This window comes from Clostridia bacterium (genome assembly GCA_035561135.1).
GTDB lineage: Bacteria > Acidobacteriota > Terriglobia > Terriglobales > Acidobacteriaceae > DATMYA01.
Genome location: DATMYA010000072.1, coordinates 60,869 through 75,819 on the forward strand (window position 1 = coordinate 60,869; position 14,951 = coordinate 75,819).

General features: G+C 59.5%; 11 protein-coding genes. 7 read left to right on the plus strand and 4 right to left on the minus strand.

Features of this window, described 5'->3' with window-relative positions:
* Positions 1-6 precede the first annotated feature (6 nt).
* Both VN622_15555 and VN622_15560 read right to left on the minus strand, forming a co-directional pair.
* The gene (locus VN622_15555) at positions 7-3,591 is read right to left on the minus strand and encodes a hypothetical protein (protein HWR37276.1); all 3,585 of its coding nucleotides are present in this window, start codon (positions 3,589-3,591) and stop codon (positions 7-9) included.
* On the minus strand, positions 3,588-6,728 hold the full coding sequence (locus tag VN622_15560; protein HWR37277.1) for a DUF3857 domain-containing protein: 3,141 nt from the start codon (positions 6,726-6,728) through the stop codon (positions 3,588-3,590). The genes VN622_15555 and VN622_15560 overlap by 4 nt, the downstream gene beginning before the upstream one ends.
* Positions 6,729-7,050: 322 nt before the next feature.
* Here VN622_15560 and VN622_15565 point away from each other — a divergent pair, with 322 nt between their 5' ends.
* Together VN622_15565 and VN622_15570 are read left to right on the plus strand one after the other, a co-directional pair.
* On the plus strand, positions 7,051-7,821 hold the full coding sequence (locus VN622_15565) for a hypothetical protein (GenBank protein HWR37278.1): 771 nt from the start codon (positions 7,051-7,053) through the stop codon (positions 7,819-7,821).
* Positions 7,822-7,893: 72 nt separating this feature from the next.
* Positions 7,894-8,553 (plus strand): hypothetical protein, encoded by a 660-nt coding sequence (locus VN622_15570; protein ID HWR37279.1) that lies wholly within the window; start codon positions 7,894-7,896, stop codon positions 8,551-8,553.
* 2 nt (positions 8,554-8,555) lie between these two features.
* On the opposite strand, the gene VN622_15575 is transcribed toward VN622_15570, so the two are convergent.
* The gene (locus VN622_15575; GenBank protein ID HWR37280.1) at positions 8,556-8,975 is read right to left on the minus strand and encodes a hypothetical protein; all 420 of its coding nucleotides are present in this window, start codon (positions 8,973-8,975) and stop codon (positions 8,556-8,558) included.
* Positions 8,976-9,133: 158 nt separating this feature from the next.
* Here VN622_15575 and VN622_15580 point away from each other — a divergent pair, with 158 nt between their 5' ends.
* The 5 genes from VN622_15580 (at position 9,134) to VN622_15600 (ending at position 13,771) form a co-directional block, all read left to right on the plus strand.
* Positions 9,134-9,790 (plus strand): response regulator transcription factor, encoded by a 657-nt coding sequence (locus tag VN622_15580; protein ID HWR37281.1) that lies wholly within the window; start codon positions 9,134-9,136, stop codon positions 9,788-9,790.
* Between the two features lie 356 nt (positions 9,791-10,146).
* Positions 10,147-10,863: a lipid-binding SYLF domain-containing protein gene (locus tag VN622_15585; GenBank protein ID HWR37282.1), complete on the plus strand. Its 717-nt coding sequence runs from the start codon at positions 10,147-10,149 to the stop codon at positions 10,861-10,863.
* 221 nt (positions 10,864-11,084) lie between these two features.
* The gene (locus VN622_15590) at positions 11,085-11,984 is read left to right on the plus strand and encodes a lysophospholipid acyltransferase family protein (GenBank protein HWR37283.1); all 900 of its coding nucleotides are present in this window, start codon (positions 11,085-11,087) and stop codon (positions 11,982-11,984) included.
* Between the two features lie 136 nt (positions 11,985-12,120).
* A complete protein-coding gene (gene lpxD, locus VN622_15595; GenBank protein ID HWR37284.1) occupies positions 12,121-13,110 on the plus strand; it encodes a UDP-3-O-(3-hydroxymyristoyl)glucosamine N-acyltransferase in 990 nt (329 codons plus the stop codon).
* A 46-nt stretch (positions 13,111-13,156) separates the two neighbouring features.
* Complete coding sequence (locus tag VN622_15600; protein HWR37285.1) at positions 13,157-13,771, plus strand: hypothetical protein; 615 nt, start codon at positions 13,157-13,159, stop codon at positions 13,769-13,771.
* A gap of 83 nt (positions 13,772-13,854) precedes the next feature.
* On the opposite strand, the gene VN622_15605 is transcribed toward VN622_15600, so the two are convergent.
* Positions 13,855-14,775: a halocarboxylic acid dehydrogenase DehI family protein gene (locus tag VN622_15605; protein ID HWR37286.1), complete on the minus strand. Its 921-nt coding sequence runs from the start codon at positions 14,773-14,775 to the stop codon at positions 13,855-13,857.
* Positions 14,776-14,951: the final 176 nt, after the last annotated feature.

The following is a 14,951-nucleotide window of genomic DNA, read 5'->3' on the forward strand; positions in this document are numbered from 1 at the left end:
TCCAGTCTAGCGCACCGATGCCGCAGGCGCACTGCCGCGAGCAATTTCCAGAGTCAGGCGCTGTCGCTCCGCGTCCTCGATTTGATTAGCGAAACTGCTGAACGATGCGTATTGCGCAGTCTCGATCACCTGCGTCGGAATGTAAAACTCGCGCCGAATCTCCAACTCTGAGGGCGAGAGCAAGCGGAAGGTCACTCCATAGCTGCCGAACTCGGTTGTTAGCGCGAAGTCCGGTGCCGTGCGTGCTACCTTCACGCCTTCGGGCAGGCGCACTCGGAAGGTAGAGGTCTCAAACAAGAGCGAGTCTATGTACATAGGGAAGCGTCGCTGTGCGGACGTCGCGTACATGCGCCGCAACCCTAGTGCAGGAGCGAGTTGGTCGATATCGATTTGCTGCCTGGAGAAGTCCAGATAGTGCGGTGAGCGGCATGTCACCGTAATGGTCAGCGGCTGGTCCGCATCCAGTTCGTTGCGCACTTCGCCCGCCGTGCCGGTCGCACCGGCGAATAGTCGCATGGCCAACTGCTCGTAGAAGCGCGGGCGCTCCGCCGGTGCGATCCCGCGCAGAACGTTCCTCATCTGTGCCCCGCGCCACGGCGACATCGTGATGATTACGCGCGCCGTGAATGTACCCGTCCGGTCGAAGTTCACTTCCGCTTGTGCCACGCTGCGCTCGTCGAAAGTAGAAGGGGGAAGTGGTGCCAGGGTGGAAGCATTTTGCCGGCCGAGCGCACTCAAGCGGAACTGCAGGGCCTTGCTGCGGTCCACATCCGGCATCGTCGCGCCGAAAGGCATTCCATCCATTTCGGCGTCAACGACCACATCGCCCGTGGAGAATCGGAACAGCACCAGCGGCTTGTTGAACGCCGTTGCACTCGTGCCTGCAGAGCGAGCCATCGCCAGGTCGGCATTAAGCCCTGCAGCCCTCGCTACAGCCAGCAGCGTGGCCGTGCGGCTCCCCTCTCCACTCGCCAGCGACTCCTCGGCGTCCGTCACTTCGCCCTTGGCGAAGCTGCTGTTATCGGGCTTGACCTTCGCCGTGACGTAACGCAACGCCGCCCGCGCCGTCTCCCGCTCATCGTTTTCCCGCCCGTGGGCGCTTGCCGGCTTCTTGGCGACCATTTCCGCGCGAATGCCGACGCGAGACGCCTGGAGTACAGCTTCCATGGCATTGCCGCGTATCATTGCCGTCTCGTCTTCCGGCGTCTCCGGGCGAACCGTCGCCAGCAGAGCACGTTTCGGCAGCGACGGCTCCTGTGGGAACTGCGCTATTTCGTTCTGTTCCCATACGCGCGTCAGAACTCCGTCTACCGTAGCGGACGACTTCATCGTGGGCGCGCCGTTCACCTCGGAGACTCGCATATAAGCTGGACTTATCAAGACAAAGCGTGAGTACAGGATCGGCTCCGTGAATGAGCCAAACGTAAACTCAAAATCGGCGGCGTGCGAGATCAGCGCTTCCGGTGCGGAGAACGGAATCACGTACTCTTGCTCGATAGCATCGCCGGGCGCGAGCGCCGGCATCGAGATTGTTGCCTTGTGCTGGTGGAATTCCGGCTCGGCTATCGTCAGGTCGCTTTTAATCGTGCGTAACTCGAGGAGACGTGCGCCCTGCGGAATCTTTACCTCGCCGTGACGCACAATGCCGTCGCGGTTCAGCACGCGCGTGATCTTGTGCACGTAAACCGCGCCGCTGCCGTCTTCGCGCAGCATTGAGACTTTGTCGTTCAGCAGCAGGACCGCAGGACCGCCCGAGTACGTCCTGGCTGCCGCATCGCGCACCAATGCCGAACCATCTCGCCTGTATTTTGCAAAGAACTCCGACTCCGTGTCGAAACCTTCTGCGCGAGGCTGCGCATTGAGAATCCCGTCCGCATACGACTTCGCGAGTGCCGCGAATGGCGCGGAGTTCGGGGCCAGATCGGCCAATTCACGCGCCAGTTGCTGTGCCTTTATCTGTTCGCCCGCGAGCGCTCTCTCGCGCATTTCCAGCGCCACGGCATCGCGGTTCAGCTTGCTTTTGTGCCTCACGCGCGAGGCCTCGTCGGCCGCTTCATTGTGCCGGCCCGCATCCGCTAGCCATCTCGCAAGCGTTAAAGAGGCCGGCGCGCAGCCGGCCATTTTCGGTTCCAGGGCTGTCGCTCTTCGGAACTGCTGTGCTGACGAAAAGTACAAGGCAGCTTCGCGAACCGTGTCGCACGAGGGATGCATCCGCGCGAGTTGATCGAAGGCGCCAATCGCCTCCGCCGTCCAGTTCATGCGGACGGCAACGCGCGACAGCAGGGCAAGCGCTCGCTCCGATTTCGGCGCTCTCGTCAGTGCTTCCTTGAGCTGCGCTATCGCCTCATCGTTTCGCTCCGCGTCAAATGCGTGCGACGCCAGCTTCACGCGAACGGCCGTCGCGGAAGGTGCCAGTTTCAGCGCTGACGTTAAAGCAAAGCGTTCCTCCGTCCCAACCTCTTCCTGATGCGATGAGCCTGCCCAGGCGTTCGCCAGAGCGAACTGTACGCTTGTGGAACTGCGTGTCGCGGCCAAAGCCGTCAGTCGCCGCAGAGCCTCCACGGAGTCTCCGCGCCAGTGGGGCAGACTTGCCATGACGTATTCGGATTCAGGGCCGGCGTGCATCATCGGCTTGTTGTTGCGCCGGCGCAAGCCGCCCGAAGGCGCCATGATGGCGACACGAAACGGGGCCGCTGTCCCAACGAACTTCACCAGAACGCGATGTGTGCCGAGCGACAGGTGCTGCGGCTGAATGATCACTTCCGGCTGCGCTCTGCGACGGTCGTCGCGCGTCACCACCAACCGCCCATCGATCCATACCTGAAGCGTTCCCGCGCTTTCTACCCGCACGCGCCATTCTCCGCCGGAGCGTACGCTCACATCCGCAGCGGCATAGAACACTCCCTGCTGGGTCATGTACTCGGGCAGCAGCACTTTGCCGTTTGCGAACTGGAAGAACTCGCTTCGCTGGTTTCCGTAACGGCTCTTGTTCAATCCGTCAGTCTCGGGCTCGAACTTCCGGTCGAAGTCCGCATGTGGCCGCTTTCCCAGCGGACCTACAATCTTCCAGTCCGTAAGCAGGCCGGAGTCTCGCGATTGCAGCAGCAGGTCCAGTTCCGGCGCTCCATCGGACGCCGCATTCACCAGCGCGAAGCGCAATGAGTCGCTTTGCGGCCCCGCTCCCCGCGCGAGCCTGCGTACCTGCGGCATCACCCGCCGAAAGTCCTTCGTGTTCGCCGCAAGGTCACGAATGCGTGCAGCGGCAATCTCCTTCACGTCTGGGCCTGCTGCTCTGCTTGCGCACAGGCGCACCGCGGAATCCAGCACAGTCGCGTCGTCAGCCTCGAGCGCGGCGGCTTCCATGCGTACGAAGAGCGCACGCGCATCGCCGGCATTCCTGCGCAGCGCGGCAGCCGCCAGGCGCTTCGCCTGCTCGATATCTGAGCGCACGAACAGAGCCTCACTCGCCTTTTGGGACTGGCTCCGCGGTGTACGTTTCGACGGGGCCTTGCCTGCGCCTGCGCCAGACTGCGCCATGGCCGCCAACGAAATACACAGCGTGATTACCGTCACTATCAGGCGGCTTCTCATCGCAACGTCACCTTCACCTCCTGCCGGAACCCCCGTTCCACGGCGGCACAGAACTCACGAAACTCGGCGTACTCTGCGGGCGTGATTCGAATCTGCCGGAACTGAACCAGCGTGCGTACTATCACCTGCGAGCCACGCCGGTCATACCTCAACACCGCCGAACCGAACTTGCTGTCCAGTCGCGTCTCCTGCGGAAGTTCCACTCGCACAGTGCCCTCGGGCAACGCGAACTGCAACTCTTCTTCTGTGGTCCACGGTGCCGGCAGCAGAAGGTCTTGCGTGCGCTCGCCCAGCGGAGCCAGCGTTTGCAGATACCCTCGCCGCATCCACGTACCAGTCAATGCCATCGATGAGCGTCCGGAGAAAGCATCAAGCGCGCCGCTGAATTTGACTGTGACGTCTTTCTCGAGGTCAGCCGCGCCGTCCACTTCCACGTTCTCCACTTTCACGGTCGGAAATACTTCGGCCAGTGAGGCGCGTATCGATTCTCGCTGTCGCTCGGCAACTTCGTATTCGCGACGCAAGCCCGGAGCGTCCTCGCCACGTGTGTACACCGTTCCGGAAAACTGCATCGTTCCGTCGCGCCGAATTTCCGCCCGTATCGCGCGATGCGTGTAGTTGTCCTCCGGTGTTGTCACCGGAATCCGGTGCATCTGCGTGCGGCCATCGGCGCTCACCGTCAGAGCCATCGCACCCTGGTCTTCGAGCGGAAGCTCGCGCGCGCCGGAATATTCCGCCGTGCCGTCCAGCCACAGTCCGTACTTCGGCAGGTAAACGATCGCGTGATTGAACGGCGCGATGGACGCAACCTGCTCGTTAATCTCTCCCATGCGCCGAGTGCGCACCATCGCCAGTTCGGCGTCGACGCCTACCGCCCGCATCAACGCGATCATCAGGCTAGCCTTGTCTTTGCAATCGCCAAAACGCCGCGCGTAGATCTGGCTCACCGGATAAGGCTTGTAGCTGTATATCCCGAACTCGAGAGCCACGTAGTGCGTGTTCCGAAGCACCAGTTGATGGATGGCGTGAATGCGCGCCAGTTCTTCGGGGTTCTCAGCAGAGATTCGCTTCGCCACCTCGCGAAGCGCAGCATCCAGCGTGAACTGCGGACGCACAAGTTCCGCGTACCACTTGCCCAGTTCATCCCAATTGCTGAAGGTTGAAACGGAGATGTAGGGCGCGATCTCCGTTGCAGATGGGCTGCGTGGCTCGTTGGGCAGAGCCGCAAGATCTCGCGCTTCCCACGTGTAAATGCGTTCGCCGCCCGCGACCGTCACGCTCGCCGAATGTGGCATGCGAGTTTCCACTACGTGGAAATTCCGCTCGGCTGGAGTCAGGAGCACGTAGCGCTTCAGCTTTGTCGACATGGTGCCCCGGAATAGCGTCAGCCCGCCGTAGTAGTCGCCATAGGGATTTGTCTCGCTCTCGGGCGACACTCGGTAATCCAATTCGATTAGGTCGCCTGCTTCCAGCGAAGGGAAGCGGAGCACTCGCGAGCGCACGTCGTAGTACATCGAAACGCCCGTGTCTGCCACCGATGTTTCGCCACCCTCCTCGGCTTCGATCATCCGGCCATCCTGTTTGTGCACTCTCGCTCGCAGGATTTCCAGCGACTCCGATGCTGGCGAATATTGCACGGCCCTCGTGCCGAACTCTCGCGCGCCTTGCGCGTTCATCACCTTGAATATCTGCTGGACACGCGCCGAGGCCAGGCCATTCTGCTGGACGCGGTCGACACGCACATCGGCCAGCGCGATCACGTTGTCTAGCGCAACCACGCTGTCATGCGGGCCGCTCATGCCCTGTGCGTTCGACTTCACCTGGTCGAAGTCTGCGAGGTAAGCCGCCTCTGTGTCTTCGACGCTGCTCACCGCACCGAGCCAGGCGATCCGTTCGCGTAAGCCCACGGCATTCGGATTCGTCAGGGCCGCGCTCTTCAGTTCCCGTTCGGCCTCACGGTTGCGCCTTTGGAGCACCAGTAGTTCCGCCAGTTCCTGACGAAGCAAGGCGTTGTCAGGATGCGTTGCCACCCCGGCCCTCAGTTGCCGCTCTGCACCGGCAGCATCTCCCTCGTCCAGACGCAAACGTGCCATCTGCGATAGTGCGCTGGCGTCTGAGGAGTCCATCAGCGCGATGCGTTCATAAAACTTCCGTGCGCCGGTCGCGTCGCGACGGTGCTCATAAAGGCGCGCCAGTAAACTACGCTCAACCGCGCCCTCGCGGTTTTCGGCGAAAGCTGCTTCGGCCAACCGCGTTGCGTGCTCGAGTTGTCCAGCTCTCTCGAATGCGATAGCCAGTTCCCGATGCAGCCACAGCGGCACAGGAAAGTCGCGCGCCAGCCGTTCGTATTCCGCCAACGCCTGCTTAAACAAACCCACGCTGCCATAAATGTCGGCCAACCGTTTTCGGGCGACGAAGTCGTTGGGCTCAGAGCGCAGAGCGGCGGCCAGCAGGTTTCTGGCTTTTTCCACCTGCTCCCGCGAGATGTAGTACTCGGCGGTCGCCAGCTGCACCTTCGGATTATTGGGCGCCAGCCGCGACGCATTCTGCAGGGCAGAGAAGCGGCACAACTGATTTGCGCAAACGCGCGCCACTGATAACCATCGCTCTGGCGTGGGAGCCATGTGCGCCGCAGCCTCAAAGTGATGCAACGCTTCGTTATCGCCGGACGCCTGCTCCAGGTGACCCAACGTCTCCAGCGTCTCAGCCGACTTCATCTCCTCGACTGCTTTTTTTGCCACCAGCAGGATCGACGGCGAGCGCTTTTCTACGTCGCGGCGCTCGCCCCTTTGGCGTGCCGCCAGCAGAGCCAGTCGCTGCGCTTCGTCGCGTACCAGCGCCTCTTCATTCCCGGTGGCGACGGATTGCAACCACCGCTCCAGTGCTGTGCGATCGCTTACCAGTTCGCGAAGTTCGTACCCTCGGGCCAGCAGCACGGCCTTGGTCGCCACGCCGGCATCCGAAGCGAACTGCTTCTGAATGGTTTCAAGTTCTTTGTCGTAAGGAGTGCGAGATGCGTTCTGCCCGAGTGTCGTGAGCCCTGAGAGCAATAAAAGAACGAGCGCCAAGGTGGATGCGACAAAGGAGCGTCGAGGCTGCGGGTGGCAAAGCATCTGTGTTGCTACACCCTTAAGCATTCAAACGCTCGCCGGCCAGGTTCGGTCGTTTTGAAAACCTGCTCTCCCCGAAGGCCGTTTAGCCGTCGGGGAGATAGGTTCTCCAAAACCTGACTTCGCTCTCTCCGTTGCATCAGTCCCCCAGGATTTTGTGCAGAGCAGCGAACGAACTCAGTTGCTTTGGGGTAAAAGGTAATGGCAGTTTGCGCTGGAATCGGCACATCGCATATGCGCAAGAAAGCTTAGACTGGCGGACAATAAACCCTTAGGGCGCAGCAGGATAAACTGTTACGTGCATCTCACGTTTGGGGAACCGCCGCAAGCGCCATCAGGGGGAAGAAAGTTGGAAATTACCACGAAGCGACTGATTCAGATCGTGCTGCTCATTGCGCTCATTTTGGCAGCCGTAAGGGTTCTCATCATCTTTCGCAGTCGGCATCCCGCCGAGCCGGCCAGGCAAACCTCAGGCGCACTCAATCCCGACTACTATGTCGTTCCCAAGAAGCTGCATGCCTACGATCTGAAGTCGGCCAGGGAACTGACCAAAGGGCCCGCCTGGGTGCGTGAAGGCTATCGCTACGTATTTTACCCATACGCGAGCCGAACAGATTTCCAGCACCCTGCCGGGACGCTCGGCCCCATCGAAAAACTCAACTTCGTAGCCGTGGTGAACGAGCGCGGTGTCGGCCAGACACTCACAACGCCAAGTGGCCAGCGCATAAAGGTCGTCGAATACCAGGTCATGGCCGTCTTCGAGAAGGATGGTCGCCGATTCAGTATTCCCATCGGTATTCGTCGCGGGGATGACTACAACATTTATGCTGATGAAATCCTCTTCCTGCAGGACCCGCACGACTTATACAAGCATTGGTCGTCCGAGGTGTGGGACGCCATCGCCCGTCACGAAGTCAAGCCTGGTATGAATGAGCTTCAGGCCAGTTTCGCCGTTGGCTATGGCACGCTTGGCAAGAACGCTGCAGGGGACCGGGTGCTCAGTTATCCCAATGGCGGAAATCCCGTCACGGTCACCTACCACGATGGTAAGGCCACAGACATCAGCCTCGGCACGCCGCAAGCGAGAAGCCGTGCTCGCCGGAGTCTCCGAATGGGTTGACACAGTCGGCCCGCGTGACATCTAGCTCAGGGATTCCCACATCTCAAGAGCAGGAGATTCGCCGTGTTCTGCTTGCGGTTTCGTTGTCTTCCCGGGCTGCTCGTCCTGGCGCTACTGCCCCTGCCTTGCAGCGTGGCCCAAGAAGATTCACATCTCACACTGGACCCCGCCAGTCCCATCTACCGCCGCTCCGCTTTTGCGCACGGTTACATTCATGGATACGAGCGTGGCTTCCACTTCGGAGACCTGGATTTGCACATGGGGCGCGATGCCCGCGACGTGCAGAAGATCAAAGATTTCAAAGCGGCGCACTCACATTTCCAATCTAATTTTGGCAATCGCAATCTTTTCGATCGGGGATACGAGCAGGGCTTTCGAGTAGGCTATTTAGATTCTCGTGGCGGTCGTGAATTCCGCGCCGCCAGAGAGTCTCGCGGCTTAGTCCGCGAACTCGCCGGTGTCACGGGAGACCCGACCCGTCCCGATAGCAATTTCGATCAGGCGTTTTTTGCCGGATACAACCGGGGGCGTGATGTCGGACTGAACGATGGCCGAGCGGCTGCCAACTTCCGCCCTGAAGGCGCGACGTGCGAAGCGCCCCAACAGGTTCAACAGGACACAGCCAACCCCTACTGCAGGGCATTTGCGCTCGGATACGAACTCGGCTATTCCGATGGCTACAACAATCAGCGCCCAGCCGAGCGGGAGATGCGCACCGCGAGCGGCAGATAACTTCAGCGCTTCACGGCCTGCGACTCCGCCGTAGCTGCCTTTTCTTCCTCGGCACGAATCGTGCCACGTTCATCGACGATGAACGCCCGATGTGTCGCGTCAATCTGTGCCTTAGGCGTCATAGATAGCGAGAAATCCTTCCCGCTCGACTTGAACCTCGCAAGGTAATCGCCACGGTTCGGGTCCGTCATCCGTTTGGTGAATGATCCCTGGCCGACCAGGCCGGTCAGCGAAGTCGCATACGTGTTGTGGCGCTTTTTGTATTCGCGTTGCGCGTTCACCACCACGCGCATGTAGCCCAGCGCAGCAGCCTCGGAATTGGATCGTGCCGGATCTCCGGGGAATTTCGCCGCGTATTCCTGCGCTACCGCCAGACTCGCCAATACAAGCACAATGGCGACTGCCTTCACCTTAAGAACCATGCCTCACCCCTCCAAACAGCAGCTTAGATGCACATTCGCGACTGTGAATGTGGCACCGTCGCGATAGTACATGGACCATCGATCATTGGCCTAAGGCATACACCTTCTTCCCAAATAGGCACGGGAAAGGCTATGCTAACGCGCACCTGAGGCACAACATGAAACCGGCTACCGCTAAGAAACCGCAAATCCGCATCGCAGTCGTCGAAAGTGATCCCCTGCGCTTCATCGGTTTCCGGGCGCTCTTCGACTCCGAGCCTGAGTTTGAACTCGTCGCATCCACGATGGCCGAAATCGCCACGCGTGTGAATGTCGATTTAATCCTTGTCGGCAGTCGCGGCGCACAGAATCTGTTCGACGTGATGGCATCGCTCAAGGCCTCGCGCCCCGATCTGCGTATCATCGTCACCGGATCAGGCGCAGAGGATGAAATGATTCTCAAGGCCTTAGCGGCTGGCGCAAAGGGCTATGTCGATGAGGCAGCGACCCCGGCTGAGTTTGTGCAGGCCATGAAAATGGTCCACCAGGGGTCTGTCTGGGCGCCACGACGCGTGCTATCCACCTTCATCGAGCGTGTCACGACGTCTCCCGGTCGAATCTTTCCCGCCGGTCGCGTCGTCTTTACCGACCGCGAAAAAGAAGTACTCGAACTTCTCGTCGCTGGGCGCTCCAATAAAGAGATCGGCTCCTCGCTTGGGATCGAAGAACGCACCGTCAAGGCGCACGTTGCCAAACTGATGCGCAAGGTCGGCGTGCAGAATCGCATAGCGCTCTCCGTTCACGCCATCACCCATTCCCTGGTCACTTCAAAATAAGGCGTTCTCCCCCTGTGTGCCGCGTTCGCGCGGCACACGCCTTGTTTCAGGAGGTTACTTTTGTTCCATAGTTCCCGTGTACTTGCAGGCAGCGTTCTTAGTTACCTTGTGGCAGGGCACTCCATGCCCCATACTCGCTTCACCTACCACAGAACCTGGGAGATGGGGTTGCGCCGGTAACGAGGGTCACCGGTGCAACCCTTTCGCGTTTCTGCGCCAGGTCTCAGAAGAGTAAACGTAACGCTCGCTAACGTCTTCCCACCCAGCGCGGTCTAATCAACGTAAGATGGGTAAGAGGCTCGTTCCGTCAGATTCAACCCTTCGAGCCGAGCAGAGTTTTTTGGGGTGTCGTAAAAATGAAAAGATGCATTCTGTTATTCGCCGTCCTCCTCATCTCCGCCAACCTCTTTGCCGCCGACCGCGTTGACAATGTTGAACGACTTGAGTCCGCAGTCACAATCCTGAACGAGATTATGGGTGCTCCGGATGCGGGGATTCCTGAGGAAGTCCTCGGCTCCGCCGAGTGTGTCGCCGTGGTTCCATCCCTGATGAAGGGAGGCTTTGTGCTTGGCGCTTCCTATGGCAAGGGCGTGGCCAGTTGCCGCACGGCCAAGGGCTGGAGCGCACCGGCATTCTTCAAAATGGAGGGCGGAAGCTTCGGTCTTCAGATCGGCGGACAGGCGGTCGATCTCGTCATGCTCATCATGAATGAGAATGGCATGCGTAACCTGCTTTCCAGCAAGTTCAAGCTTGGCGCGGACGCGTCCGTCGCTGCCGGTCCTGTCGGACGTCACGCCGAGGGTGCCACCGACTGGAAATTACGGGCGCAGGTGCTTACCTATTCGCGCGCGCGCGGAGTCTTTGCCGGCATCACGCTCAACGGCAACGTGATCAAGCAACACCAGGACGACACTCGCGCCTTCTACGGACGCATGGTTCCGTTCCGCACACTACTAACCGGAAACCTGCAACCGATTCCAGCCGACGCACAGCCGTGGATCGATACGCTGAACAAGTACGCGCCAATCAGCGTAGCCAGAACACCCCCGGCGCCAGCGCAGCCAAAGTCATAGCGGCACGGTTCCTGCGACGAGAGAGGCGGCACAGACGCCGCCTCAGATTGCTGACAAGTCAATTCAGAACACGCGTCATGGTGAGCGTAACGGCGTCTGATTTTCTCTCGCCGTCCTTCCATAGATTCGCTTTTGCGCTGCGATGGGCGACCCGCTTACGGACGAGCCCGTGAGTCTCGCATTGACATTGTTTTTTCGCGAGTGCTACCGTCAACTTTCTGATGCGACAACGTCTCGAATACGCGCCTGTATGGCTGTTCGTGCGCCTTCTCGGGGTGCTGCCTCGGCCGATGTCGCGCGCCGTAGCCATTACAATCGCGTTTCTGATCTACGCACTCCACGGACGTCTGCGCCGTGTAGGCCTGCGCAACCTCGAACTGGCGATGCCGGAGAAGCCGTTGGCCGAGCGCAGGCGTATCCTTCGCGGCGTATTCCGTTCGCTGGGGCGCCTGCTGGCAGAGTTCTGCAAGTTCCCGAGTTACACGCGTGAAAACGTGTCGCGCGTTGCGGTTTATCAAGGGTTTGAGAACTTCGAAGCCGCGCACAACCGAGGCAAGGGCGTCATCTTCCTGACTGCGCATCTTGGCGGATGGGAGATTGGATCGTTTGTCCATTCGCTGTACGGACATCCACTCAACGTTGTGGTTCGCGGACTGGACAATTCCTATCTCAACACGCTTGTCGATCACTATCGCACACTTCACGGCAACCGCACCTTTGATAAGGGCGACTTCGCACGCGGACTCATCGGCGCCATGCGCAAGGGCGAAACTGTTGGCATCCTGATGGACACCAACATGACGCCACCGCAGGGCGTATTCGTGGATTACTTCGGACATGCGGCCTGCACCGCCGCCGGCGCTGCACGTGTAGCGCTACGCACAGGCGCCGCCGTCGTCCCCGGATTTACCGTCTGGGATGATGAACTCGGCAAGTACCGCATCGAGTTCGCACCGGCCATACCGCTCGTCAACTCCGGTGATGACGAGGCCGACGCCGTCGCCAACACGCAGACGTTCACCAAAGTTATCGAAGACTTCGTTCGCCGCCATCCTGACCAGTGGCTCTGGGTCCACCGCCGCTGGAAAAGCCGCCCGCCCGCCGAACCTCCGCTCTACTAGAACTCCGATTCAAAAATCTTTCGCCTGCACCAATACTTCCGGCCCGCAGGAGAAGTCATCCAGTGCGGAGCGAAGGGCTTGCTGTTCACGCAATCCCCGAGTTGAAGCAAGCGTCTCGTTCGTATATACCCTCTCCATGCGACTTCAAGACCTTGCCGACGCGCTTGGCCTACAACTGCTCCACCCGAATGACGCCGAAATTACCGGCATCGCCAGCATGGCGTCCGCCCAATCGTCCGATCTCGTCTTTGTCGAGGATCCCCGCTACCTCGAATCTGCTCTCGATTCCGGAGCCGGTGCCATCATTGCGGCAGCGTTCGCGGCCGAGTCGGTCTCGGCTCGCCCTATGCTCATCGCAGCCAATCCGCGTCTCGCGTTCGCGCTTTCGGCCTCTTTGCTGGCGCGTGCGGGCACTCGTGCCACCGGCGTGCACCCCAGCGCCGTCGTGCATCCGTCCGCCATTCTTGGCCCGGGTGTCTCCGTGGGAGCGCAATGCTACATCGCGGAAGGCGTTCGAATCGGACAGGGTACGCAGATTGGTCCCGGTTGCGTGATCGGCGCCGATATTTCCATCGGGGAAGATTGCGAACTCGTTGCGCGTGTCACGATCCATTCGCATACGACGATTGGCGATCGCACGGTTATTCACGCTGGGGCTGTTCTTGGCGGTGATGGCTTCGGATTCGTGCCAGATCCCGCCACCGGACGCTTCCACAAGTTTCCCCAGATCGGTCGTCTCGACATCGGCAATGACGTCGAGATCGGCGCGAACGTAACCATCGATCGCGGCGCACTCGAAGCAACCGTTATCAGCGATGGCGTGAAGCTGGATAACATGGTGCATGTTGGCCACAACGCGTTTCTGGGACGCAATGTCGTCATCGCCGCGCAGAGCGGCGTCTCCGGCAGTTCCCACATTGCTGATAACGTGCTGATAGGCGGGCAGGTCGGTATTGCCGATCACGTGCGCATCGAAGAAGGAGCGATCCTTGGCGCGCAAGCGGGCATCCCAAGTAAGAAGGTTATCCGTGGGAAGGGCGTCGTCTTCTGGGGAACGCCCGCGCGCCCCATCAAGGAGTACCTGAAGGAACTCGCCGTTCTCGCGCGTTTAGCCAGCAAGAAGTGATTGTGAGCGAGAGTTAAACTTATACGAAGCATCCGGCGAGACGATCATGGCGACTCTAGTCATCGGCGGCCACTCTCGCAGTGTCGGAAAGACCAGCTTGGTCGTGGGTCTCATCCGCGCCTTGCCCCGCCACTGGACAGCCATCAAGATCACACAGTACGGTCACGGCATCTGCTCTGCAGATGGAATGCCGTGTGACTGTGTCACCAACGATCATGCCTCCGCGATCATGGAGGAGCGCGATCGCAGCGGCGATACCGATACATCCCGCTTTCTTATTGCCGGTGCCGAGCGCGTTTTGTGGGTGCGGACGCGCCAAGGCTATCTCGCTGAAGCCATGCCGCGCTTGCGCAAGGAACTCGGCGACGCGCAGGACGTCATCATCGAATCCAACAGCATTATGAAGTTTCTGCGCCCGGACCTATACCTGACGGTACTCGATTACGCGACTGCCGACTTCAAAGCTTCGGCGCGCAACTTCCTCGACCTGGCCTCCGCCGTCATTCTTCACGACACGGCTTCGAACGTGTTTCCGGCATGGGAGGGAGTCTCACTGAGACTCATTGCCGGTAAGCCAACCTTCCACATTTCACCGCCAGAGTATGTCACACCTGGCATCATCGAGTTCGTGCGCCAGCACCTCACAGTTTCAGCAGATTAATTCGACACTGGCGAGAAGAGAAAAGCCTTTGAACATTTTGACAGTAGCTGTCTTGTGTCGCCTTGTATCCGTGCTCGACCAAGTCAGGCGGCCCGAGTTGGCGAGGTTGCCGGCACGGGCTTTCGCTTTCCGTGTCCGCGCTGTTGCAGGTTGCCGCCCTCCATGCCGATTTTTGCAATTGCGATATTGAGAACAAGACCGCTCAGCCCGCCAACGAATAACTCGGTGATACGTACCAACGATGCGAGATCGTCGTCGTCCATGCCTGCTTCGCTCAGTTGAGCGACCGTCAATTCGATTGGGCCGGGCAAATCTCTAGAGAGTGAGAAGGCGCTCTCGCGAATTGAATATCGACACTGCTGAAATAGCGGAGACTCGGATGTTGGCTTCAATACTTCCCAGTACGTCCGCAGAAAATCAGGCCAGCGCGCCAACGCCTGATAATCAGTATTCACGACCGGCATGCCGAAAGCGCGTTTCATTTCATCGCAAATCTTGCGAACTGGCGCAGGTTGCTGATCTTCCTCGATGAGGATGGGTTTATTTTGAAACACTGGATGCCGCGCGGGTTTGCGGACTGCGTTCGCATCGCCGATTGGGCCATCGAAGCTTTGCATCTGGGCGGCCGCGAGCAAGAGCAGCAGCGGGTTGTTGTACTGAAACAGTTCGATAACCTCCGCCAACTCCTGCTGCGCCCCGGTGCTGAACTTCATGTCCGCCGTTCGTTCGCACAGGTCCGGCACGTCGAAATAATTATGTATCCGGGTATAAGCATCCGCGCGCAATCTTTCCGCGAAGTCGAAGAAACCTTGAGTTTCCGCAACTGGCTTCGTTGTGCGCCAGAACAAATCCAAAAATGTCGGGAATGCGGCATACACCTGAATCACTACGTTGACATGCGGCACACCCAGCGCGTGCTTGAATTCGTCGTAGATCTCGCGTACGCGCCCTCGCGCTTCGCTTTCTCTAACCATCGAAAGCCGATTGCCCTTTTTCCACGACATGCGCATTTTGATGTGAGCCGTACCTTGGCAGATGCAACCTGATATCACCTAGTCGTTTCCAGTACACAAATTGCGCTTTTAGGTTTCCATGCTGGTTTTGAATTCGCATATCTCGCAGGCTCTCTTATCGAGACGGCAACTTACCGATCGCTCTCAATGATCTAGTTAGTATTCGG

Bases quoted from the DNA above. Each gene is read 5' to 3' on its own strand.
- VN622_15555 (HWR37276.1), bottom strand. From the start codon at position 3,591: ATGAGAAGCCGCCTGATAGTGACGGTAATCACGCTGTGTATTTCGTTG.
- VN622_15560 (HWR37277.1), bottom strand. From the start codon at position 6,728: ATGCTTAAGGGTGTAGCAACACAGATGCTTTGCCACCCGCAGCCTCGA.
- VN622_15575 (HWR37280.1), bottom strand. From the start codon at position 8,975: ATGGTTCTTAAGGTGAAGGCAGTCGCCATTGTGCTTGTATTGGCGAGT.
- VN622_15580 (HWR37281.1), top strand. From the start codon at position 9,134: ATGAAACCGGCTACCGCTAAGAAACCGCAAATCCGCATCGCAGTCGTC.
- VN622_15585 (HWR37282.1), top strand. From the start codon at position 10,147: ATGAAAAGATGCATTCTGTTATTCGCCGTCCTCCTCATCTCCGCCAAC.
- VN622_15590 (HWR37283.1), top strand. From the start codon at position 11,085: ATGCGACAACGTCTCGAATACGCGCCTGTATGGCTGTTCGTGCGCCTT.
- lpxD (HWR37284.1), top strand. From the start codon at position 12,121: ATGCGACTTCAAGACCTTGCCGACGCGCTTGGCCTACAACTGCTCCAC.
- VN622_15600 (HWR37285.1), top strand. From the start codon at position 13,157: ATGGCGACTCTAGTCATCGGCGGCCACTCTCGCAGTGTCGGAAAGACC.
- VN622_15605 (HWR37286.1), bottom strand. From the start codon at position 14,775: ATGTCGTGGAAAAAGGGCAATCGGCTTTCGATGGTTAGAGAAAGCGAA.